General features: G+C 57.1%; 15 protein-coding genes. 9 read left to right on the plus strand and 6 right to left on the minus strand.

What is annotated here, in order from left to right; all coding sequences use genetic code 11:
- Window positions 1-50 precede the first annotated feature (50 nt).
- The 7 genes from G536_RS31865 (at window position 51) to G536_RS0123525 (ending at window position 8,062) form a co-directional block, all read left to right on the plus strand.
- Window positions 51-302 carry a KGG domain-containing protein gene (locus tag G536_RS31865; RefSeq protein ID WP_022826060.1) on the plus strand — a complete coding sequence of 84 codons (252 nt, stop codon included), beginning with the start codon at window positions 51-53 and terminating at the stop codon, window positions 300-302.
- Window positions 303-464: 162 nt separating this feature from the next.
- Complete coding sequence (locus G536_RS0123500; RefSeq protein ID WP_022826061.1) at window positions 465-1,559, plus strand: o-succinylbenzoate synthase; 1,095 nt, start codon at window positions 465-467, stop codon at window positions 1,557-1,559.
- Window positions 1,560-1,816: 257 nt separating this feature from the next.
- Window positions 1,817-3,013, plus strand: coding sequence for an aspartyl protease family protein (locus G536_RS0123505; protein ID WP_169515151.1), 1,197 nt, complete (start codon window positions 1,817-1,819; stop codon window positions 3,011-3,013).
- A 150-nt stretch (window positions 3,014-3,163) separates the two neighbouring features.
- Window positions 3,164-4,318 carry a lysophospholipid acyltransferase family protein gene (locus G536_RS29560; protein WP_022826063.1) on the plus strand — a complete coding sequence of 385 codons (1,155 nt, stop codon included), beginning with the start codon at window positions 3,164-3,166 and terminating at the stop codon, window positions 4,316-4,318.
- Between the two features lie 151 nt (window positions 4,319-4,469).
- Window positions 4,470-5,408, plus strand: a complete 939-nt coding sequence (locus G536_RS29565) for an alpha/beta hydrolase (protein ID WP_022826064.1) — start codon at window positions 4,470-4,472, stop codon at window positions 5,406-5,408.
- A gap of 205 nt (window positions 5,409-5,613) precedes the next feature.
- Window positions 5,614-6,093 (plus strand): phasin family protein, encoded by a 480-nt coding sequence (locus G536_RS31135; protein ID WP_022826065.1) that lies wholly within the window; start codon window positions 5,614-5,616, stop codon window positions 6,091-6,093.
- A gap of 280 nt (window positions 6,094-6,373) precedes the next feature.
- Window positions 6,374-8,062 (plus strand): ABC1 kinase family protein, encoded by a 1,689-nt coding sequence (locus G536_RS0123525; protein ID WP_022826066.1) that lies wholly within the window; start codon window positions 6,374-6,376, stop codon window positions 8,060-8,062.
- 50 nt (window positions 8,063-8,112) lie between these two features.
- Here G536_RS0123525 and G536_RS0123530 read toward each other — a convergent pair whose 3' ends face one another.
- From G536_RS0123530 to G536_RS0123555, 6 genes are all read right to left on the minus strand, one after another.
- Window positions 8,113-9,267, minus strand: coding sequence for a porin family protein (locus G536_RS0123530; RefSeq protein ID WP_022826067.1), 1,155 nt, complete (start codon window positions 9,265-9,267; stop codon window positions 8,113-8,115).
- A gap of 194 nt (window positions 9,268-9,461) precedes the next feature.
- A complete protein-coding gene (locus G536_RS0123535; RefSeq protein ID WP_169515152.1) occupies window positions 9,462-10,370 on the minus strand; it encodes a hypothetical protein in 909 nt (302 codons plus the stop codon).
- 344 nt (window positions 10,371-10,714) lie between these two features.
- Window positions 10,715-12,187 carry a glycoside hydrolase family 30 protein gene (locus tag G536_RS0123540; protein WP_022826069.1) on the minus strand — a complete coding sequence of 491 codons (1,473 nt, stop codon included), beginning with the start codon at window positions 12,185-12,187 and terminating at the stop codon, window positions 10,715-10,717.
- A gap of 81 nt (window positions 12,188-12,268) precedes the next feature.
- Entirely contained in the window at window positions 12,269-14,407 is a 2,139-nt protein-coding gene (locus G536_RS31140) for an RICIN domain-containing protein (protein WP_022826070.1), read from the minus strand.
- Between the two features lie 163 nt (window positions 14,408-14,570).
- A complete protein-coding gene (locus G536_RS0123550; protein WP_022826071.1) occupies window positions 14,571-16,025 on the minus strand; it encodes a glycoside hydrolase family 30 protein in 1,455 nt (484 codons plus the stop codon).
- Window positions 16,026-16,074: 49 nt separating this feature from the next.
- Window positions 16,075-17,499, minus strand: coding sequence for a glycoside hydrolase family 30 protein (locus G536_RS0123555; RefSeq protein WP_022826072.1), 1,425 nt, complete (start codon window positions 17,497-17,499; stop codon window positions 16,075-16,077).
- Window positions 17,500-18,369: 870 nt separating this feature from the next.
- Here G536_RS0123555 and bglX point away from each other — a divergent pair.
- Both bglX and G536_RS29580 read left to right on the plus strand, forming a co-directional pair.
- Entirely contained in the window at window positions 18,370-20,685 is a 2,316-nt protein-coding gene (bglX, locus tag G536_RS0123560) for a beta-glucosidase BglX (protein WP_026880528.1), read from the plus strand.
- Window positions 20,686-21,265: 580 nt separating this feature from the next.
- Window positions 21,266-23,131, plus strand: a complete 1,866-nt coding sequence (locus G536_RS29580) for a cellulase family glycosylhydrolase (protein WP_084708826.1) — start codon at window positions 21,266-21,268, stop codon at window positions 23,129-23,131.
- The last annotated feature ends 16 nt before the right edge of the window (window positions 23,132-23,147 follow it).

Raw genomic sequence — 23,147 nt, forward strand, 5'->3', positions numbered from 1 at the left:
CCTGCACAAGCAGCCATCAGGCAATCCTTTCCACTACACATATTTGAGTTATGCAGACTAATCCCACAACCAACTCCCTAAAGCAGCCAGTCGGTAAGTCGAAAGCTGCCGCCGACTCCAAGGCGAAGCGTCCCCGTGGCTTTGCAGCCATGGACCCCGAGCAACAGCGCAAGATTGCCAGCGAAGGTGGCAAAGCCTCGCACGAGAGTGGCCGCGGCCACCGCTTCACGGCCGAAGAAGCTCGCGCCGCCGGCCGCAAAGGTGGCCAGGCTACCCGCAAAACCCCTACTGCCAAAGCATAAGCTGTTACCAGCACTATCCACGGTATCACTTCATAAGAGCCGCTTCGGAACCACTCCGAAAGCGGCTTTTACGTTTGGCAGGTAAAAGAACAGCAGGGCATATGATGCTACCCAAGGCCGCCACTGCAACTCGCTCCGGTTTATCTGCCGTACTATTGCGCTATGCTTCAGCTTCACTATTCGCGGCGGGTGCTGCGCTTCAATTTTCCGGCCCGAACTTCTCGCGGGGCCCTCACCGAACATACGGCCTGGTACCTGCACCTTACCGATACGCAGCGGCCGGGCCTGCTGGGCCTAGGCGAAGCTGCGCCGCTAGCCGGCCTCAGCCCCGACTACCGTCCCGATTTCGAGGCGCGCCTCGCCAAGCTGTGCGCAGACTTCAACCGAGCTGATTTCGCGCCGGACGCTGGGCCAGAAGAAGCGCTGATGTTGGTAGAGCCTACTTGGCCCGCGCTCCGCTTCGGTCTGGAAACCGCTCTGCTCGATTTGCACCATGGCGGCCAACGTCAGCTGTTCGATAACGCCTTCAGCCGTGGTGAAGCTGGGATTCCCATCAATGGGTTGGTATGGATGGGCGACGCGGCGTTTATGCGGGAGCAAATTCGGAAGAAACTCACCGAAGGCTATTCCTGTCTGAAGCTTAAGATAGGCAGCCTCGATTTCGCCACTGAATTGCAATTGCTCAGTGAAATCAGAGCCGAAGCTGGCCCGGCTGAGCTAACCTTACGTGTGGATGCTAACGGCGCTTTTGCACCCAGTGAGGCTCTAGCAAAGCTGGAGCAACTGGCCCGGTTTCAGCTGCACTCTATTGAGCAGCCGCTAGCCGCCGGACAGTGGGCGGCTATGGCCGAGGTATGCCTTCATTCGCCGGTGCCGGTAGCCCTGGATGAGGAACTGATTGGCGTAGTGGAACCAGCCTTGCAGGTGGCGTTGCTCGAAGAAATTCAGCCAGCGTATATCATTCTGAAGCCCACGCTGGTAGGCGGTTTGGCTGCCGCCGCGGGCTGGTGGCAGCAGGCCGAAGACCGCGGCATTAGTTGGTGGCTCACCTCGGCGCTGGAGTCGAACATAGGACTGAATGCTGTGAGTCAGTTGGCCGGCGAGTACGCCCTCCCCAACTTTCCGCAGGGTTTGGGCACCGGGCAGCTCTACCACAACAACCTACAAGCACCGCTTCATATTCAGGCTGGCCAGCTTCACTACAACCCCCGCGGCCCCTGGGAACTACCCGCAATTACCAAAGAACCGACGCAATAAAGTGCGGCTAAGCGGGCAGCAGCGGAACGGATAGATAGGTGACTTGCCTGGTGAGGAGCTTCATTTGGGCGCTGCCATTTATTGCGCGTCCATGGGTGAAGGTGGTACTGGCGAAACAGGTGGTTTTTTGGCTATATTTCCCAGCCCGCCCCTGTCCTATGTTTGCTTGCCGGTTTTATGCGCGCTATTTTCTGCTGTGCCGCTGGTGGCCGGGCTGGCAGTGGTGCAAACTGTTAATGCTGGTTTTGCTGCCTGTTATGGTACGGGCACAGGTGCCCGGTACGCCGCCGGCTTTTCGCTTCGAGAAACTGAAAGAGCATAAGGTGCGCGTACCGTTCGAGTTTCAGCGCAACCTGATTATTGTGCAGGCCCACCTAAACGGGAAAGGCCCATTCAACTTCCTGCTCGATTCTGGCGTGGGTATCTCGCTTATCACCGACCCAACGCTGATTGAGCTGCTAGGGCTACGGCGGGGTGTCCGCTACAATGTGGTGGGCGTGGGGGAAGAGGAGCCGCTGGAAGCCTTTGCCTCCGACAGCGTGCGGGTGCAACTCCGTGGCGTGGTGGCGCCCGCGCTGTCGTTTCTGGTGCTCTCAGCCGACGTGCTGAACCTCTCAGGCTACGTGGGCATTCCGGTACACGGCATTCTGGGCTACGACGTGTTCAACAGCTTTGCGGTGCAGATTGACCCGGTAGCCGTGGAGCTGTTCTTTCACGACCCGGCCACCTACCGCCCGCCACGGGGCCGCCGCTGGACCCCCGTACCGTTCGACATCGAAGGGCGCAAATCCTACCTCACCGTACCCGTGGCCCTCACCGACTCACTCATGCTACCGCTCAAGCTCATTCTCGATACCGGCGCTGGCCACGCCTTGTCCTTGGAAACCTACTCCGACCCGCGGTTACGGGTGCCGGCTAAACGGCTTCAGTCACAGCTGGGGCGTGGGCTAAGTGGAGCCATCAATGGGTATCTGGGCCGCGTCCAAAGTATTCAACTGGGGCGCTACCGCCTGAACAGCCTACTGACTTCCTTTCCTAACGTGGAGAGCGGAGCGCTCCGGGCCGAGGTGCCGCGTAACGGCAATATCGGCTTCGAGACACTCAAGCGGTTCGAGGTAATCATCGACTACTCGCGCAACACCATGTGGCTGCGCCCCAACGGCCTGTTCCGGGACCCGTTCGAGCACGACATGTGCGGTATAGAACTGATAGCCTCAGGTCCCAATTACCACCGCTATTTTGTGCTGCGTATCGAGCCCAACTCCCCCGCCGCCGAAGCAGGCCTTCAGCTCGACGATGAGTTGCTGTCCATCAATCTGCTGCCGGTAAAAAGCATGAGCCTGACCCAAATCAGCCGCCTGTTCCATTCCGCTGATGGCCGCAATATGTTCCTGCTGTTGCAGCGCAACGGTGAGCTGGTTTCCACCGTCGTTCGCCTGAAGCGGCAGATTTAGCTAGCGTCGCTGTGGGCGGTGGGCAGTATCCGGCAGCGTTAGTAGGTGGTAGGGGTTAGGTGCAAGGCCGAGCTTTGGCATGGCCCCCCAAAACCGCTACATTTAATGAACTTGCGCCCCGTATAGCTTTACCCACGCCCACCCCGCCTGATGCCCCCGCCTCCCGTGTTGCCGCTTCCGCCGCTTGCCATTCAGGCCAACCAGCACATCTATTCCGACTACTTCCGGGCGGACTTTGTGGAAACCCTGGACCGCAATATTCTGCAACTGCTCGACCGGGTGTGGTTCCGTTCGCGCCTGATTGGGTTCGAGGATTTTCCGGAGCGCAACAACCCGGAGCGGCCTCTGATTTTTGCGTCCAACCACTCGGGAATGGCTTTTCCCTGGGATGCCATTGTGGTGTTGGCGCACATGTGGCGCACCTTGCCCGGCCAGCGCGGACTGCCCCGCCCGCTGTCGGCGCCGTTGCTTTCCCAGTCCACGCTCATGAACCCGTTTCAGGTCAAGGATTTCTGGAAGAAGTGTGGCTGTGTGGATGCTACCACGCTCAACTTCGAGACGATGATGTACTATCAGGACCACAACCTGATGTTGTATCCCGAGGGCGTGCCGGGCATTGGCAAGGGCTTCAACAACAAGTACCAGTTGCAACGGCTGGCCAGCAGCATGGTGCGCCACAGCATTGCCCACCACACCGACATCATGCCGTTTTACACCATCAATGGTGAGTACCTAAACCCGTACGCCTACAGCTGGGAGTGGCTCAACAATTTGAGCAAGAAAATCGGGATTCCTTTTATCCCGCTGGGGCCCATTGTGCTGCTGGTGCTCTTGCAGCCCTGGTCGTTCTACATGGCCTATCCGGCGCAGCTAAATTATGTGCTGGGCACCCGCATCAAGCCCTACGAGATGATTGATAAGGACCCCGCCGACATGAGCCGCGAGGACTATACGGCCCTCTCCGAGAAAGTGCGGCTCCTGATGCAGGCGGAAATGAATGCCGCCGTAGCCAAGCACGGCCAGCAGCCCTACCGCTGGCGCGAACTGTGGCAACGCATGAAAGAAAACTGGCGCTACTTCCCGTTTTTCCTACCTGTGGCCTGGCCGGCGCTGTTCCGGGAGTTCGAGCGCCTCTACGTGCACGAAGGCCGCCGCGACTTCAAGATGCAGCTCGATAAGCCTGGCGCTTGGCTGCGTATGGTGTGGCGCAACCCGTTTACCCTCACGTTCTTCATTCCCATTCTCGGCTGGATTCCTATTGCCATCCGCGGCTACAAAGGCCACCGTATCGGCGAGAAGCCGTGAACGAATGGTTGATTATTTTTAAGAGCATTATAAATCAGCCACTAACAATCAACCATCCCCCTACGTATCTGATAAGCAGCATCTAGTGCCCCAGTATACTGCTGCAACTCCCGCTCCGTTTCCGCTCCAAGTTCCCACCTTACCCGTCCTGATGCCGTCTTCCCAGCATTTGCTGCTTAAGCAGTTTCTGACTGCCGCTACGGGCCCGCTGGCCCGTAGCCGGCCCCGGCTGCCCGCCATCCGATTTGCTGCCGAAGCGGCTGCGCTATTTCAGTTTGTGCCCTGGAACGTGTTTCTGGAAGATGCCGACGTGGACGGTATGCCCGCCGAGTGGCTCCGGCCAGCTGGCGCACCCGCCGAACGGGTACTGCTGTACTTGCACGGCGGCGGCTACGTTATCGGCTCTCTGAATACGCACCGGGCGCTGGTGGGGGCCTTGGCCGAAAGCTGCCAGCTGAACACGCTGGCCATCAACTACCGCAAGGCCCCCGAATATCCGTTTCCCGCCGCCCTCGAAGATGCCCGCTTAGCCTACGACTGGCTGCTCAACCAAGGCTACCAGGCGCACAACATCATGGTAGCCGGCGACTCGGCTGGGGGAGGGTTGGGGCTAGCATTGCTACTGCAACTCCGCGACGACGCCTATGCGCTACCCGCTGCCGCCATCGGCCTCTCTCCCTGGATTGATTTGGCGCTGCCTACCGCCGCCATCCAGCGGCAGGCCTGCCAAGAAGAAACCCGCGTACTCGAAGCCCTGGAAATGCAAACCTGGGGTAGTCTCTACGCCGAAAGTACTTCACATGCCCACCCCTTGCTCTCGCCTGTGAAAGGCAAACTGCACGGCCTACCACCACTTCTGGTTCAGATTTCCGACGCCGAAGTGCTGCACGATGATGTGGTGCGCTTCTGCCGAAAAGCCCGCGTGGCCGGCGTACCCGTTACGCTTCAGGTGTTCGGTGGGCTAGTCCACTGGTGGCACCTGTTCTGGCGCTTTGTACCAGAAGCCCGGCAGGCGCTCAGGCAAGTGGGCGACTTTACACGTAGTATTTGGGTTGCACAGCAACCCAATTCGCCAGCCAAAGCAGCGTAGCTATTGTAAAGACGGATTTTTGTAAGGCGCTAGGTACATGATGCTTACTATCTAAAAGGCTCGTTAAAGAATAATATATTCTTTAACTCAACTATATAGGCGGCTTTTCGTAGGTTTGTGGGAATTAGTCGGCTTGCATACTACTTGCCCGGCGCGCGAGGGCGCAATGCCGGTTTTCTTCACTTTCTTTTAACCGTTCAGCTTTATGGAAGATTTGTTTAAGAAATTCGTCAACGCTGGCGTTGGCTTCGTGTCCCTGACCACCGACCGGGTGCAAAAAACCATCGACACCTTGGTGAAGGAAAGCAAACTTTCCGAGCAGGAAGGCGCCAAGATTATGGACGAGCTGCGCAAAAACGGCGAAACCAAGCGCAAGGAGCTGGAAAAGCAGGTGCAAGGTATTGCGTCGCGGGTGATGAAAACGGTAGGTGTAGCGCCTAACTCCGACGTAGAAGAGCTGAAGCGCACTGTGAAAGGCGGCACCAAAGCAGCCGCTACTGCTGCCCCTAAAGCCACCGCCAAGCCCGCTGCCAAAGCGCCGGCGGCTCCTAAAGCAGCTGCTAGCACCGCTAGCAAAGCCGCTTCTACAACCAAGAAAGCAGCCGACAAGACTAGCACCGTTGCCAAAACTCAGAAGCCGGCGAGTGCTGCCAAAAAGGAAGAAACCAGCGCCGACAACGCGTAAGTTACTGCTGCTTGCTAGCACGAAAAACCCCGCCCGTGTTCAACGAGCGGGGTTTTCTGTATAAGAGTTAAGATGTTATCGTACGTTGTATTCGGGCAGTAACAACCTTGTTATTCCGAGTGAAGCGAGGAATCTGGGTGAAGTTGTTCAAGCATTATGCCCAGATTCCTCGCTTCATTCGGAATGACCGGTAAGACCGTTTTTAGAGCCACCCTAATTCGGGTTTCAATTAAGCTGCTGAGGCTGCGAAATCCGAAAAATCTGCATAATCTGCGGCTGCATGTTTAAAAAGACGATTTCCAACCTGACCCGAATCAGGCAGGTAGCTGAGGTGCTAATTCGCTATGGCTTCGAGGATGCCGTAACCAGCACGCCCTTGCGGCGGCTGGTGCCCAAGAGCCGTCGTATTTCGTGGCAGGAAGGCGAACAGGCAGTGTTCGAAACCACGCGCTGGCAGCGGATTCGGATGATTATCGAGGAGCTAGGCCCCACGTTCATCAAGCTGGCGCAGGCCATGAGCAACCGCGCTGACCTGCTGCCCCAGCCCCTCATCGATGAGTTCGAGAAGCTGCAAAGCAACGTGCCGCCGTTTGATGTGCAGGAGGCTAAAGCCATTATCGAGCGGGAAATGGGTTGCCCGATTGACGAGGTATTTTCCGAGTTTGATGACGTGCCGCTGGGTTCGGCCAGCATTGGGCAGGTGCACCGGGCGCGGCTGCTGAGCGGCGAGGAAGTGGTAGTGAAAGTGCAGCGCCCCGACGTGCAGGAAAAAGTGCGCTCCGACCTAGCCTTGCTGCACGAGTTGGTGCGTCTGACCGCCAATTTCTTGCGCAAACAGGGCCTAAGCAACCCGCAGGACGTGGTAGATGCCTTCGAACGAAGCATGACCAAAGAGCTGGACTACACCTCCGAGGCCCGCAGTATGGAGCAGTTCCGTACGCTCTACGCCAACTACGAAACCTTTTATATTCCGAAACCCTACCGGGAGCTAAGCACCGCCCGTATCCTGGTTATCGAGTTTGTGAGCGGCTGCAAAATCACCGACAAGCCGCAACTGCTGGAGTGGGGACTAAGTCCGGAAACCGTGGCCGAAACAGGCATGGATATCTACCTGACACAGATATTCGAGTTCGGGATGTTTCACGCCGACCCGCACCCCGGCAACGTGCTGGTGCGCCCCGACGGCACGCTGGTACTCATCGACTTCGGGATGGTGGGCAAGCTCACCAAGCAGCAGAAATACGCCTTTGCTGGCGTATTCATCGGCATGGCTCGGCAAGATGCGCGCGGCATGGCCCTGAGCTTCCGCCGCCTCGCCATCACCTCCGACATACCGGACATGCGGGCCTTCGAAGCGTCGTTGAGCGAGCTGATTGAGGATTTCGCCAGCCTCGATGTCAAGGACATGAGCATGTCGGACTTGGCCGATGCCTTGCAGGGTGTTATCTACAACTACAAGCTGCAAGTGCCTGGCGCGGTATTTCTAATCCTGCGGGCCCTCGTGATTCTGGAGGGCATTGGCAAGGTGCTGCACCCGCGCTTCAACACCTTTGAGTTTGTGCGGCCCTACGGGGCGCGCATCGTGGCCGAGCAATATTCCGCCGAAAATATCCTCAGCGAAGCCGAATACACCGGCACGCAGCTGCTGGCTCTCATCCAGACCCTGCCTGCCGACATTCGCCAAATCGTGCGCAAAATCAGCAAGGGCGACTTGCGGGTGCGCGTCGAGCTGAGTGGCTACCTGCTGCTGCTGCGCAAAGCCGACCAGTTGGTGAGCCGCGGTATTCTGGCGGCGGTATCGGTGGCCATGATTCTGTTTGCGGGAATGAGCTTGCTGGGCCATTATCCAGTGGGCCAGATGCGCTACTACCGTGGCCTGCCCTTCGTAACGTGGTACAGTTTGGGCATTGCGGCGTTTCTGCTGCTGATTCTGTTCATTCTAGGTTCCAAGCAGGAGCGGCGGGAGTAGGTGAAAACGAGGGATTCATATTAGCCTACACATTGCCAACTACATTGTGGTTAGAAAAGCACGCCGACGTCGAGGCGAAGCGACGTGTGGGTGGGCGTACTGTCATAAAGTCCACTACTATCAATACGATAATCGAAACGGGCTTCTACGTTAAGCATGGGTAACGAGCTCTGCCGGATAAGCAGCCCTACGCCTGCTGCACCTCCAATACTGTTAGAGCCGGAGATTTTCACTGGTACACGGGTCGGAGAAGGCTTATTGGAATCCTGGTAGATATCTTCTGATTTCTGGTTGAAATTGAAGCCGTACAGCGGACCAGCGTTGATATAAGGACTCAAGCTGCCGCTACCCATTGTGTAGCGAAACAAGAGCGGCACTTGCAATTGGGCATAACGAATGGCCAGCGTCCGGGTAGTGGTATAAACAGCGTTGCCATTATAGTATTTGGAAGGCCCATATTCGCCTCGGAACGCTATATACATAGCCTCAATTTGCACTGCAAACCGAGTCTTGGTACGCACTAATACGAAAGCTCCCGCCTCGTAGCTGCCCTGAATTTTTTGTGGATCAATGAGGCTAATTCCTGGAAAATTAAACCGGGTAGCATGCACCCCCCCTTTCAATCCAAACTGGGTTCGGGTGCCTCCCGGAGTGGCCACTAGCTTAGTGGTTTTCTGGGGGTAGCGGCAAGCGTTATAGTCTTTTACCAAACGGGTCATGCCACTGTAAGTGTAGGGATACTGCTGCTCGAATTTGCTGAAAGCAAAGTCAAAATCAGCACAGCCTGGCAGCAAGCGTAAGTACGCCAAGCGCGCTCTATCTGGTGGCACCTCCACTACGTAAGCGGAATCAGCAGGCTGTAAAAAGAAGCGTTGGCTACCGGCTTCGTTTTTACCCGAATATAAACTTACTGGGCCACGCACCAGAGGAGCCAAGAACCGAGCTGTTCCGTTTGGGCCAATAAAGTGGCTTTCCCATAACGCCCCTGTGGCATCACCGTAGCTGGAAGCCTGGGTAGCGCTGAAGTCAACTGGCGCTTGATTGGGCCGGCGCAACCGGAGGGTCTGTTGGTTGGGGCCCACAAACAGAACGTTGCCGCGTAAAGTGTCGCCAGCTGTGGTTAAAATGTAGCCTTGCTCAGTGTTTTGTGCGGCAGCAGAGGCAGTAACTAATGCCAGGGCGCTGAGTAAAGAATAGAATTTCACCGAATATTAGTAGGGAGGACGTGAGCGAAAAGCTAAGGAATACACATACACACTGATCTGTATTGCTAGCGAGAGTCAGTTGGTAATGAGGCGAGGTTTATGGTTAGCTGTGTTTCATTTAAGGACCCAGATTACCCTCTTTGCCACGACAGAACCGCAAGATTCATGAAGCGGCGAGAGTAAGGCTCGTACCCTTATTTGTGCATCCAGCAGTAAGCTAGCTGTAACCCAATGCTGCTTATGTTATTATAGGAATAATTGCGGTATTCAGCTGCGAGGCGCACTTCCTGCCGATTGCTTATCGGTAGCAATACCCCGACCACAGCGTTGAAGTGAAGGGTAATACCCCCGGCATCAGATAAACTGAAAGAGTCTTGAAAATCTCCACCGCTGGTAGAAGTGCGCAGCTGATACGTTGTACGTTCATGGAAACGATAATTAAAGCCCACTCCTAACCCTCCGTACAGATTGGGGCGTTGAGGACGACCCAGCCGTTTGCCTAACGATACGCCAACGGTAGCTAAATTCGACTGTACACGAAACCGCTCTTCCGCCGGCTGATTAGATGGCCCGGTTACAGTATAGCTGGGGGTGGTGAGGGGAAGATACAAGTAGCCCCCTGATAGGGTAATTTGTAAGCCACTGGCCCGTGTATGGATCCACTCCAAGCCCAACTGTCCGCCCCAGCCGGTAGCGCTAGTGCCAGGAGCTCTATAGGTTTGAGAAGATACTATGCGCATAGGGGCTATTTGCAGTCCGAAGCTCTGCCGCCACATGGATGTATAAGTTGTAGCGTTTTTCCAGCCGGGTGCTAGGCACTGGTTGTAGCGGGCCAGCATTTGCCGCACATTGACTTCGCTAAACCTGATGCGCAGTACCTCCGGGTCGCTTTGCACAAGTGTAGGGCAGCCCGACAAGTAGCGATTGAACAGCAAATGCCAGTTGGTTGGGGTTAGCTCATACAGCGTATCGGCAGCGGGAGGTAGTAGCAACAGGTTGTTGCCATTGGCATAGAGGCTGGCCGTACCTACTTGCGTGGGTGCTACAAGTAGCATCGAGTCGGCTCCGGTGGCTAAGCGTACATTTCGTCGGCGAACGGCCAACTGATTAGTTAAGCCATAGCCGCGTATTTGGTCGGCCCGAAATAGCTGGGGCCTACCACCTGCCGCTGGGTACAGGTAGACGCGTTGGCCACTTTTCTCGGCAACATTTCCTAGTAAAGAGTCTCCGGCTTGGGTAAGAACGTAGCCTGGCAGCCCTTGTGCCTGGGCTAAGTCTATTATGCACAACAAATAAAATAGAAGGTAAATACGCGCCATTTAGAATTAGTAGTTGAGAAAGGACAATTCAATTGCAAACATACAAGCCGACCCATGCACTTAGTATAGGTCGGCTTGAGGTTAGAAAATAAAAGGAATGAAAGCTGACTTAATGAGGGATGCCGTGTTTACTTCACCACCATCGTCATGATGGAGTGGGGCTTGCTGGTGGTTTGGGCGGCTTGGCCTTTCAGCCAAAGCTGGAAGGGCTGCTCTTTGTCGGTGCTGTTCATCACCACTACGGCCACGCTACCATCGGTATTGACGAAGGCGGTGGATTGCAGCACGTCGCGAGTGGTGGTGGTGGCCACGCGGCGGGCACCGGGCCGCACGAACTTCGAGAAGTGGCCGATGTAGTAGTAGGCGTTGGTGTAAAGCAGCTTGCCGCTGCGCGTGTCGCCGATGATGGGAGCGTAGCAGAAGTTGCCAACGTGGTTGGGGCCGCCGGTTTCGTCGAGCAGGATGTTCCAATCGGTCCAGGCGACGGTGCCAGCGTTGAAGTCATTGATCATCGAGTTGCCGTACCGCTCGCCCAACTTCCAGTCATTGATGCCAGCGAACTGGAAGTTCTCCACGCAGCCTTCCGTGAAAATTAGGTTTTTGTCGGGGTAGGTTTCGTGTACGCGGCGCAGGTTGTCGAACTGCATGGCGCTGCCGGTCCAGGTTTCGTACCAGTGGTAGCCGATGCCCCAGAAGTATTTGCTAGCCTCAGGGTCGTCGAAGAGGGTGCTGGCGCGCTGGAACATCAGGTCGCGGTTATGGTCCCAGCCGATGAGTTTCCGGTCACCGAGGCCGCCTTTTTTCAGTGTCGGCCCGAGGTAGCCTTTCACGAAGTCGCGCTCCTCCTCGGCGGTGAAAATGCACGACTCCCATTTCTGCACGGCCATTGGCTCGTTCTGCACCGTGAGGCCCCACACGGGGATGCCCTGCCGCTCGTATTCCTTGATGAATTTCACGTAGTAATCGGCCCAAGTCTGGCGGAATTCGGGTAGGAGCTTACCGCCTTTGAGCATGCTTTTGCTGTCCTTCATCCAGGCCGGTGGGCTCCAGGGGCTGACGTACATCGTGAGCTTGCCCCCGGCGGCGGCAATGGCCTGCTTGATGAACGGAATCCGGTACTGCTCGTCGTGCTTCACGCTGAAGGTTTTCAGCGCTTTGTCGTTGTCGGCTACGTAAGTGTAGCTGCCGCTGGAAAAGTCGGTGCTATGGATGCTGGTGCGGCCCAGCGTGTAGCCGATGCCCTTGGTGGGACTGTAGTAGGCTTGCAAAAACTCCTGCTGCTGGGCTTTCGGCATTTTAGCGAAGGTTTCGGCGGCGGCATCGGTGAGGGCGCCGCCAATGCCGAGCATGGTTTGGAAGGTGTGGGTGGGGTCAACGAACACCGTAGGCTGGGTTTCCAGCGGCTGCGCTTGAGCCTGAAACGTCAGCTTGTCGGTGGCGGCGAGGCGCAGTTGGGTGTTGTCGGCGGTGGTGTACACCTGCACTTGCTTGCCGGCGGCCGAATAGGTTTTAGCCGGCGCGGCCGATTTGGGGGCTTGGGCTACCGCGGCACTTGCGCCAAGCGCCGACAGCAACAGGGAGGGCAGAAACTTTTTAAGCATAAAAGAGAAATAGAGCGGATACTTCCGCCTAGCGGCCCGCCAGCCGAGGAAAACCGGCGGGCCGCAGCTGAAAAAATGAGGTTAGTGGGTGATGACAAGCTGCCGTTGCAGCTGGCCTTCGGGCGAATCAATGCGAAGCGTATACACCCCCGCCGACAGCAGCGCAACGTTCAGCTGGAAGTGGTTGGAGCCGGCATGCACGGTGTTGGCAGGGCGGGTAAGCACCGTTTTGCCGAGCATATCCACCACGCGCACATCAAGGCTATGTGCCTGCTGGGCAGTGTAATCGAAGGCCACTTCCGACTGCGCCGGGTTGGGGTACACTTGCAAGCGGGTATCAGCTTGCGCGGCAGTAGTGGTGGCAGACAGCGCCGTGCGGGCGGCGGCGCCTTGGTCGGAGAAGTACCAGCGCTGGTTGTTGCCGCCGCCGTAGGTCCACTGGTGAATAGCCGCGCCATCGGCGGTGGAGTTGTTTTGCACATCCAGAGCCTTGCCGCTGTACTTGCTGATGATGCGGTAAGTGCCGTCGCCGTTGCTAATCACCTGCCAATACTGGCTGTCCTGAGTCAGCCAATCCCACTGGTGCACCAGTGCGCCGTCGGCAGTGGAGGGGCCGGCTACATCCAAAGACTTGTTGCTGTTCAGGTTCACGATGCGCACGTAGCCACCGCCGGCGTCTACCAACTTCCATTTCTGGTTGGCGGCACCTACCCAGCCCCACTGCTGCACCCGGCCGCCGTTGGCCTGCGAGCTAGCCGATACTTCGAGAGCCTTACCGCCGTTTTTGGAGCTGATTTCGTAGATGCGCCCAATGGCCGGGCCGCTCGGCGTGCTGCCGGTAGTGCCGTAGTAGTTGCCGCCGCCGGGGTAGTTCACGATGCCGTTTTGGTTGGGCGAAACGGCTGCCACCGTGGAGTTGGGCACGCAGTTGGCAAACAGAATGTTATTGAGCACTTGGTTCAGGCCCGCCGTGCCATCTACAATGTAGGGCGGGTTGATGTGCATGAACGCCGCGTTGTTCTGGTTTTCGAAGCGCTTATACGTCCAGTGGCACCAGCCAATGCCCACCGAGTTGAGGCTGCGGGCCGCGTCGCGCATCCAGGTATCGGTGTTTTCGCCGGTTTCTCCTACCCAGATGGGCACGTTGTTGTCGGTGCGGAAACGGGTCAGGTTGCCGATGGTGCGCAGGTTGTTGGGGTTGCCACTGTCCACGCTGTTCACATTGTTGTCGAGCAGGTAGCCGGTGCCGCTGTAGCGGTGGGAGTTGTACACCAGGTTGGCGTTGTTGGTGAAGGTGCGCTTCTCCATGTAGTTGTAGTCGTTGCCCCAGCCATTGCCCTCAATCATCAGCAAGTGGTTGTCGCCTTGGGCCCGCACCGTATTAATAAGGCGCTGGAATACGTCGTGAATCTGCTGGTTGCTGGGTACGTTGTTGGGCTCGTTGATGAGGTCGTACATGGCAATGCGCGCATCATTGCGGTAGCGCTGGGCAATGGTAGCCCACAGCCGGTCGGTGATGTTCTGGTACACCGGCTTGTTCCACAAGTCCAGCCGCGTGAGGGCATCGGCAATGTTGGCGTCGGTGCCTTGCGAGCCGGGGGCGGCGTGCAAATCCAGCACCACGTACATCTGGTTGGCCGCGGCCCAGGCCAGCGTGTTGTCAATCATGCGCCACGCCTCCATGTTGGCCGCGTCGTTGAACAGCTGGTTGCTGTTGTACCAGTTGGTGAGCGAGCTGACGTAGGAATCGTAGCTGACGGTGCCGCGCAGCACGCTGTTGCGCACGGCCCGTTGGGCGGGCGTCAGAAACAGGTCGTAGTGCAAGGGCAGCCGCACGCAGTTGAACCCCTTGGAGGCAATGTAATCGAGGTCGGGCTTCTGGATGAAGTTGTTGCGGTAGTTCTGGTAGAAGGTTTCCACCGCCGCGTCGCTCATACCAAAGTTGTAGAGCGTTTTTTTGACGCTGCCCTGCGTGGCTTTGCCATCAAGGCCTGGCCAGCCTGGCTTCACAATGTAGCCTTCCTGCACGGCCCAGCCGCCCAGGTTCATGCCGTTCAGGATAACCTCCTGGTTGCTGGCATTCACAATGCGGCCGCCATCGGCCCGTAGAAAACTTTGCGCTGCTGCCTGTTCCTGCTGGCCAAGGCTGAGGCCGGCCGCTAGGGCCAACGTGGTGCATAGCCGCCGCGCTATGCCTGAGAGAGTGAGGGTTGTGTTCATGGTGGGATTGGGGTTGGTTGTGAAAAGAAACTTCGGGGAATGAAACTTCAGAGAACGGAGCGGCGAACAGGTGTTAGGCAGGCAGAAACGGAGCGAACTATATAGGCAATGGGGTAAGCGTGAATACAAAAGGAAAAGTGGGTGGACGCTGGTTACCAGCGCCTTACCAGACGTAGGTGCCCACGGCGCCAGCTTCCAGCAGAGAGGTGATGACCTTGCCGCGGTACTGGATATCAAAGGTTTGGGCGTTGCTGCCGGCGTTGAGCACCACCACCACCTTCTTGCCGTCGGGCGTTTTGAAGGCCACGTTTTGCAGGTTGCCGGGCACGTTGCTGGCAATGCGTACCGAACCCGGCCGCACAAACTTGGCCGCGTGCGCCACGGTATAGTAGGCGGTGTTGCGTGTCACGCTGTTACCCGAAATAGTGAGGGCGCCCAAGCAGGTGCTGCACCCGCCGTTGGTATGCGGGCCGTAATTCTGGTCGGCGGCCAAGTTCCACTCCAGCACGTTGCGGCTCCAGTTGCGGGTAGCCCCAATAATGAGGTTGTTGGTGTGCCAGTTCAGGTCGCCGGCGAAGTTGCCAGGGCCACCAATCCACTGCTCCGTGAAGTACACATTCTTGTTCGGGAAGGCGTCGTGCACCGTGCTCATGGCCGCAATGTTGCCGGCGTAGAGGTGGAACGCCGAGCCATCGACATACTGGCTGGCCTGGTTGTCGCGCAGCACCGTGAGCGGGTACTCGGGCACATCAAGGTTGTGGTCGTAGAGGATGATTTTGGTGGTCAGCCCCGCTGCCTGAAACGCCGGCCCTACGTTGTTTTTAATGAACGTGGCCTGCTCGGTGGCCGTCATCACCATGCTGGGGTTGTTCTGGGGGTTGAGTGGTTCGTTTTGCAGCGTCACCGCATCCACCCGAATGCCCTCGGCCTGCATGGCTTGCAGGTACTTCACAAAGTACTGGGCGTACGCGGCGTAATATTCCGGCTTCAAGGAGCCGCCAATGTAGCTGCCGTTGGTTTTCATCCAGGTCGGCGCGGTCCACGGGGAGCCCAGGATTTTGATGTTGGGGTTGATGGCCAGAATTTCCTTGAGCACCGGCACCAGGTTCACCTTATCGGGCGCAATGCTGAACTGCGCCAGCGTGGGGTCGGGCTGGGCGGTGTCGTCGTAGGTGAATACGCTGGCATCCAAATCTGAAGCCCCGATGCTGATGCGCAGGTAGCTGGTGCCGATGTTGCTGGCGTCGGTGGCGAATAGCTCCCGCAGCAGCGCGGCCCGGTCGGTGGCGGCCATCTGGTTGAGCAGCTGAGCACTACCGCCGGTCAGCGTGTAGCCAAAGCCGTCGATGGTCTGGTACGTTTGGGTGGTATCGACGCTGATGGTCGGGTTCTGGCCCACCGCCGTTTTGAAGTTCAAGGCCAGCGTGCTCTTGCTGAACAGCGACGAGCGGTTGGCCGTGGTCAGCCACAATGCCACCTGCGACGGCCCTGTAGGCTCCACCGGGGGCGGCGGTGGGGGAGTAGGATCGGGCGAGTTTTTTTCGCCGCAGCTCACAATGGCAGTTCCTAGCACCAGCGCCAACACCAAACGGGTAAACACGTAATCAGGCTTTTTCATAGCGCAAGAGCAAGCAGGAAAGAATAAGTAGTGGCGGCTGCACCAGCAGCTACCACACGTAGGTGCCCACGGCCCCCGGCTTCAGCGCCGAGGTCAGCAGCTTGCCTTGGTGGCGTAAGCTGAAGGTTTGGGGCATGGCGGTGTTGTTCTGTACAATCACCACTTTTTGGCCATTCGGTGCTTTGAAAGCCACGTTAGGCAGCGTTTTGGAAGCGGTAGACTGAATGCGCACCGAGCCAGGGCGGGCAAACTTGCTGGCGTGCGCAATGATGTAGTAGGCATCTTCGCGGGTCACGGTGTTGCCGTCCAGCGTGAGGGCGCCGCGGCATTCGGTGCAGCCGCCGGGCGTGTGCGGGTTCTGCTGCGGGTCGGCGGCCAGGTTCCACTCCAGCACCGTGCGCGCCCAGTTGCGGGTAGCCCCAATAATGAGCGTACGAACGTGCCACGGCAGGTTATCCGCGAACTTGCTTTTTGAGCCTACCCACTGCTCGGTGAAGTAGATATTCTTATCGGGGTAGGCGTCGTGCACTTTGCTTAGGGTATCGATAGGGCCGGCGTAGAGGTGGAAGGCTGAACCGTCCACGTACTTGCGGGCTTCGGGGTCGTTGAGGATGGTGAGCGGGTAATCGGGCCGGTCGGCGTTGTGGTCGTACACAATAATTTTCGTGTCGAGCTTCGCCGCCTTGAAGCTCGGGCCGAGGTTCTTCTTCACGAACTCTGCCTGCTGCTCCGCTAGCATCAGCAAGCTGGGGTTGTTGCCGGGGTGCAGCGGCTCGTTTTGCACAGTTACGGCATCAATGCGGATGCCCTGCGCCTTCATACCTTGGATGTACTTCACGAAGTAGCGGGCATAGGCATCATAAAACTCCGGCTTCAACGACCCGCCTTTCGAGTTGTTATTGGTTTTCATCCAGGTCGGCGGCGACCAAGGCGAACCGAGGATTTTGAGGCGCGGGTTGATGGTCAGGATTTCCTTGAGCACCGGAATCAGGTGCGCCTGGTCGGGGGCGAGGCTGAACTTGGCCAACGTGGGGTCGGTCTGGCCTTCGGGCAGGTCGTCGTAGCTAAACACCGCAGCATCGAGGTCGGAGGCCCCGATGCTCAGGCGCAGGTAGCTCACCCCAATATTGTTGCCATCGGTGGCAAAGAGTTCTTGCAGCAAGGCGTTGCGCTCCTTGGCGCCCATGCGGTGCAGCAGTTCAGCGCTGCCCCCGGTTAGGCAGTATCCAAATCCGTCAATGGTTTGGAAGGTCTGCTTCTCATCGATTTCAATAACCGGCGTGCCCGCCTGGGCTGCCGCGGTGCTCCAGGTTAAAGCAATTTGCGACTTAAATAGTACCGATTTATCAGGATTGGTTAGCCAGAACGCCGCTGCGCCTTTAGCCGGGCTGGCGGGTTTCTGCTGGCCAGCTGCGCCCAAATGCAGGGTAAGCAGCAGCACCAGCGAAAGGGTGGACTTGGAAAGAATAAACATGCAGGAGTGGAAAAAAGGACGCAGCCCAAATGCCAGTGAGTAGCCGCCGTTACTGCTAGCGGGCTGAGGTGATGACGCGTGGCACTGGTAAAAAGGGGAGGAGGTGCGCGGCTATAAGCGCCGGGTTACAGAGCAAGCGGCAAGCAGTAGCGCCATCAGGCACGTGGTTCAGCTAAAAAGAAGTGCCGAAATAGCAGGCCAAGCGGAGTGCGCCGGGGACGGGGCCAATCAAAGATATCAGCACTGTATAGCGGAAAGCAAGCCTTGAAATCGGCCCGCCAAGCTCGCGTCGCCAAACTTATACACTTACCACACACCGCTAAGTAGCCGATCAGTGGGCCTGTTCGCCAATTAAGCAAGAGCGTTTCTGAACGCGCGGCGGTTAAGAAACAATCAGAAAATTTCAAGTTAGCCGGTAGTAAGTATGTAGGGTTCTGGGAGCAGCCAGCGAAATCCAGCACCGGTGAAAAATCCCTTCTTCAACAGCGGAAAGGTTTGTAGTATTGTGCCCCAGCAGCAGTGAAAAAGGCCTTCTGTGCTACTAAAGCCGGTGAGTGTTGCCATACCGATACCCATTAAGTATGGCGGCTGAAACCAAGCGGCCAGCGCTCGAATCCTTGCAGTACCTTCTATCCTGACGGTATTTTGCCGTGTTGGTAAAGCTGTTCCATGCCCGATTCACTACCTAATCTTGGCTATGGCGTACTAAGCTCGTAGCAAGTTGGCATCAGCTGGCCGGAAACGGGTAGTAGGCTTTTTATCAGCTCGAAACCAGCCCGGGCGTTGCTGCCCAGCCATGTGCACAGTAGCGGTAACGCTTTTTTCAACGCCAACCGACCCGCTTTCACCCACTCTTTCCATAATTCCCACATGAAACACGCTTTCCGAACCGCTCTGCTTTTGTCGCTGGGGCTGCTGACGCCGCTGGCCCAGGCTCAAAAAGCAGCCACCACTACTTCGTCGGCACCTCAAGACCCCAAGATGGACAAGTTCATTGCGGACTTGATGCAGAAGATGACGCTGGAAGAAAAAATCGGCCAGCTCAACATGATTACCGTAGGCTTCGACGTAACTGGGCCGATGGTGAGTAAAGACGTAGACGCCAGCATCAAGCGCGGCAACGTGGGCTCGGTGCTGAACACCTTCACGCCTACAGCCGCCCGCAAGCTTCAGGAAATGGCTGTGAAGCAAACCCGCCTGCACATTCCGCTTATTTTCGGCTACGATGTTATCCACGGGCACCGTACCATTTTCCCGATTGCGCTGGGTCTGGCTTCTAGCTGGGACCTCACCGCCATGGAACGCAGTGCCCGCATTGCCGCCGAAGAAGCCTCGGCTGATGGTATCAACTGGGTATACTCGCCCATGGTGGATATTGCCCGCGACCCGCGCTGGGGCCGCATCAGTGAAGGCTCGGGCGAAGACCCCTACCTCGGCTCCCAGATTGCCCGCGTAATGGTGCGCGGCTATCAGGGCGACGACCTCAAGAAAAACAACACCGTCATGGCCTGCGTGAAGCACTTTGCGCTGTACGGCGCCGCCGAAGCCGGCCGTGACTACAACACCACCGACATGAGTCTGGTGCGCATGTACAACGAGTACCTGCCGCCTTACAAAGCCGCCGTAGAGGCTGGCGCAGGCTCCATGATGTCGTCGTTCAACGACATCAACGGTGTGCCCGCCACTGGCAACAAATGGCTGATGACCGATTTGCTGCGCACCCAATGGGGCTTCGACGGCTTTGTGGCTACCGACTATACTGCCATCAACGAAATGACCGCCCACGGCATGGGCAACGATGCGCAGGTGTCGGCGCTGGCCCTAAATGCTGGCATTGACCAAGACATGGTAGGCGAGATATTCCTGCGGAATCTGGCTCAGAACCTGAAGGACGGCACCGTAAAGCAGGAGCAGATTGATGTGGCCTGCCGCCGGATTTTGGAGGCGAAGTGGAAGCTCGGGCTGTTTCAGGACCCCTACCTCTACACCAACGAGAAGCGGGCCAAGCAAACCATGATGAAGAAGGAGTTCATTGCCGATGCCCGCGACATTGCCCGCAAAAGCATGGTGCTCCTCAAGAACAGCAACAACGCCTTACCTCTCAAAAAAACCGGCACCATAGCCCTAATTGGCCCGTTAGCCACCCGTCAGCGCGACATGATTGGTAGTTGGAGCGGTGCCGGCGACTGGAAACAAGCCGTGTCGTTGGAACAGGGCATCAAAAACGTGGCCGGCAGCGGCGTGAAGATTGTAACGGCCCAGGGTGCCAACTTCACCGACGATGAGCAGATGATTGCCCGCCTAAATGAGCACGGCGGCGAGCTGAACGTGGACAAGCGCAGCGCCGAAGCCATGATTCAGGAAGCTGTGCAAGTTGCGCAAGGCGCCGATGTAATTGTGGCCGCTGTAGGTGAGAGCCAAGGCATGACCGGCGAAGCCGCCAGCCGTGCCGATATTGGGCTGCCGGGCCAGCAATTAGAGCTACTGAAGGCCCTCAAAAAAACCGGTAAACCGCTGGTAATCGTGCTGATGAGCGGCCGACCCCTGACGCTGCCGTGGGAAGATAAAAACGCCGATGCCATCCTAGAAACATGGTTTGCGGGCTCCCAAGCTGGTAACGCCATTGCTGATGTGCTGTTTGGCGCTTATAATCCGTCAGGCAAGCTAACGGCTACCTTCCCGCAGCACGTCGGCCAGATTCCGCTGTACTATAACCACAAGATGACCGGCAGGCCTTATGCTGGCGTGGCGCTGGATAAGTACAAATCGCGCTACATGGATGTGAGCAACGACCCCCTATATCCGTTTGGCTACGGCCTGAGCTACACCACGTTTGAATATGGCAAGCCTGAGCTAAGTGACAGCAGTCTGTCCATGAATGGCACGCTCGATGTGAAAGTGACGGTGCGTAATACCGGGAACTACGACGGCGAGGAAGTGGCGCAGCTTTACATCCGGGATATGGTGGGCTCTATCACACGGCCAGTGAAGGAGCTAAAAGGCTTCCAGAAGGTGATGCTCAAGAAAGGGGAAAGCCGCACCCTAACCTTCCGTCTGACGCCTGAGGACCTGAAATTCTACAACACCGACCTGAAATTTGCGGCCGAACCCGGCGACTTCCAGGTGATGGTAGGTGGCAACTCCCGCGACGTGCAAATGGTGCCCTTCACGCTAACGGCGCAATAAACTACAAGGAATTAGAACACTAAGCATAGTACGGCGGCTCCATTGGGGCCGCCGTTTTACGTGTTACTAATAGCTGGCTGAAGAACCTTGGCTTCTGCGCTACATTTTGTGCGCTATGCTGAGCGATAAATAATTCACGCGTAGACTTATTTTTCTGGTTGTTTCTTATCTGTTGCGAGGTATACCATATACTATAGGTATGTGCGGAATGCTTGGGTGCCAGCTGTGCCTAGGCGTGTGTGGTAAGTGTATAGCCAAGCATCTCTGTAATTCAAAAAACCCTTTTAGAAGCGTAGCGGCGGGTTTCAAGGCTTGTTTTTTAGACGAACGGCTTAGTTATTTGGTGCGGTATTTCTGTTCAAGATGCCATTTCGGAAGCCGGTTGTCAACCGAATGATTCCGCCTGCTGGCTTGTGTAGCTCCGCGCTCCTGCCGCGTTCCAACGAACTTTCCCCTCAATCTCAACGCAGTTACGCGCAGCCATTTATCAGTTGTTGCCTTTGGCGTTATCAATGGCTGAGGTAGTGCAAACCATTCGTCAGGAGATGACCCCGACACTGCCACTAAATCACCAGATTCTATGAAACGGGTCAGAACTAGCTTTTCAGCCCAGTGTTGCACTCCAATGGGCCTCGTGGTAGGTATTGCGCTGCTGGTGCTTGGTTTGCTGATGAGTAGCCAGCTGTTACTGGCGCAGCAACTGAGTATGTTACGTGCGGCGGGTACTAAAATGCTGGATGCCAGCGGCCGGGAGGTGGTGCTGCGGGGCTATAATGTGGGCGGCTGGCTGCTTCAGGAAAGCTATATTCTGCAAACCGACACGCTGGATTGCCAGTGGCGCATCAAGCAGGGCCTGCTCCGGACTATGTCGGAAACCCAGCTGGAGGACTTCTATCGCCAGTACCGCGCCAACTTTATTACCAAAGCCGATATTGACTACCTCGCCAAACTAGGTTTCAATTGCGTAAGGGTGCCATTTCACTATGATTTATTTCTAACGGACACCCAGCGCCGGGCCCGTACCCAGGTAATACGCAGCCCTCGGAATGTGGCTGGCTATGTGCAACAGCTAAGCAGGTGGTATGATGAAAACCAACTGTTTACCAACAAAAATCTAGAAGGTTTCCAGCAGCTCGACAACGTACTGAGTTGGTGTGCCGCCAACAACCTTTACGTAATCCTGGACCTCCACGCCGCCCCCGGTGGTCAGGGCGCCGACCATAATATCAACGACAACTTCGTACCCCTCGACCTGTGGAAGCGCCGTGATGCCAAAGGCCGCCTCATCTACCAGGATATGACCGTGCGGCTTTGGGAGCAACTGGCCGCGCGCTACCGTGCCGATGCCCGCATTGCTATGTACGACCTCATCAATGAGCCGCACAAAATGGATGCTGCCAACGGGCTTTCCGCTAGCAATCAAGAGCTAAGCGCCTTGTATGCGCGCCTCATCAATGCGGTGCGCGCCCAGCAGGACCAACATATTCTGCTGCTGGAAGGCAACGGCTACGGCAACGAGTACACCAATCTTACGCCCGACAAGCTGGCCGTGCGCGACAAAAGCAACTTGGCTTACAACGCCCACCGCTACTGGTGCCCCAACGACCCTAGTATTGCTGACCCCAACCCCAACCAAATCAACCTATTGCATAACCTGGTGGCTTTCCGGGAGCGGTGGCAGGTGCCGGTGTGGGTAGGGGAGACGGGCGAGAATTCCAACGAGTGGTTTGCCGCCGCCGTGCAGGGCCTCAACGCCCAGAATATCGGCTGGTGCCACTGGAACATCAAGCGGGTGAACAGTCCGGCGGGCTTACTGCGCATCAAGCCCTACGGCAGTATTATAACGCCCGAGGGCCGGGCAGCGCTGTTGCGCAATGTACAGTTTAGCAACTGCACGCCCAACCGAGACGTGGCCACGTCCCTTACGCAGCCCAGTAGTTTCTCGGCGCCGTTCATGCCGCACGCCATTCCCGGCACCATCCAGGCCGTCGATTACGACCTGGGCCGGGCTGGCGTAGCCTACCACGATGATTTCTCGGCCAAAATCGACTACCGTGATAACACCCCATGGAACCAGGGCGGTGCCTACCGTAACGACGGCGTGGACATTCAACCCGGCCCCGACGGTACGTTTTCGGTAAGCCACCTAACGGCCGGGGAATGGCTAAACTACACTGTAACCATTAGCAAAACAGGTGCTTACGATGTGCAGGTGCGTCTGCAAAATCCGGGTCCCGGCTGTCTTACGCTGAAACTAGGTGAAGCTACTGTTGCCACAGTGCCTGGCAGCCTAGAAAGTAAGCCTGGACAATGGCAGACTATCACGCTGCAAACCCAGCCGCTGCCCGTCGGACAGCACACGTTGCGGTTGTGCGTGGATAAGCCTGTGGCACAGCTAGCGTGGCTACGTTTCGCGCCAGTGGCAGCAGTTGTCCCCGGCGGATAGTAGGCACTTACTTACC

The sequence above is a fragment of the Hymenobacter norwichensis DSM 15439 genome, from assembly GCF_000420705.1.
GTDB lineage: Bacteria > Bacteroidota > Bacteroidia > Cytophagales > Hymenobacteraceae > Hymenobacter > Hymenobacter norwichensis.

Excerpts from the sequence above, each read along its gene's own strand:
- G536_RS31865 (WP_022826060.1), top strand. The coding sequence starts at position 51 with ATGCAGACTAATCCCACAACCAACTCCCTAAAGCAGCCAGTCGGTAAG.
- G536_RS0123500 (WP_022826061.1), top strand. The coding sequence starts at position 465 with ATGCTTCAGCTTCACTATTCGCGGCGGGTGCTGCGCTTCAATTTTCCG.
- G536_RS0123505 (WP_169515151.1), top strand. The coding sequence starts at position 1,817 with ATGGTACGGGCACAGGTGCCCGGTACGCCGCCGGCTTTTCGCTTCGAG.
- G536_RS29560 (WP_022826063.1), top strand. The coding sequence starts at position 3,164 with ATGCCCCCGCCTCCCGTGTTGCCGCTTCCGCCGCTTGCCATTCAGGCC.
- G536_RS29565 (WP_022826064.1), top strand. The coding sequence starts at position 4,470 with ATGCCGTCTTCCCAGCATTTGCTGCTTAAGCAGTTTCTGACTGCCGCT.
- G536_RS31135 (WP_022826065.1), top strand. The coding sequence starts at position 5,614 with ATGGAAGATTTGTTTAAGAAATTCGTCAACGCTGGCGTTGGCTTCGTG.
- G536_RS0123525 (WP_022826066.1), top strand. The coding sequence starts at position 6,374 with ATGTTTAAAAAGACGATTTCCAACCTGACCCGAATCAGGCAGGTAGCT.
- G536_RS0123540 (WP_022826069.1), bottom strand. The coding sequence starts at position 12,187 with ATGCTTAAAAAGTTTCTGCCCTCCCTGTTGCTGTCGGCGCTTGGCGCA.
- G536_RS31140 (WP_022826070.1), bottom strand. The coding sequence starts at position 14,407 with ATGAACACAACCCTCACTCTCTCAGGCATAGCGCGGCGGCTATGCACC.
- G536_RS0123550 (WP_022826071.1), bottom strand. The coding sequence starts at position 16,025 with ATGAAAAAGCCTGATTACGTGTTTACCCGTTTGGTGTTGGCGCTGGTG.
- G536_RS0123555 (WP_022826072.1), bottom strand. The coding sequence starts at position 17,499 with ATGTTTATTCTTTCCAAGTCCACCCTTTCGCTGGTGCTGCTGCTTACC.
- bglX (WP_026880528.1), top strand. The coding sequence starts at position 18,370 with ATGAAACACGCTTTCCGAACCGCTCTGCTTTTGTCGCTGGGGCTGCTG.
- G536_RS29580 (WP_084708826.1), top strand. The coding sequence starts at position 21,266 with ATGAAACGGGTCAGAACTAGCTTTTCAGCCCAGTGTTGCACTCCAATG.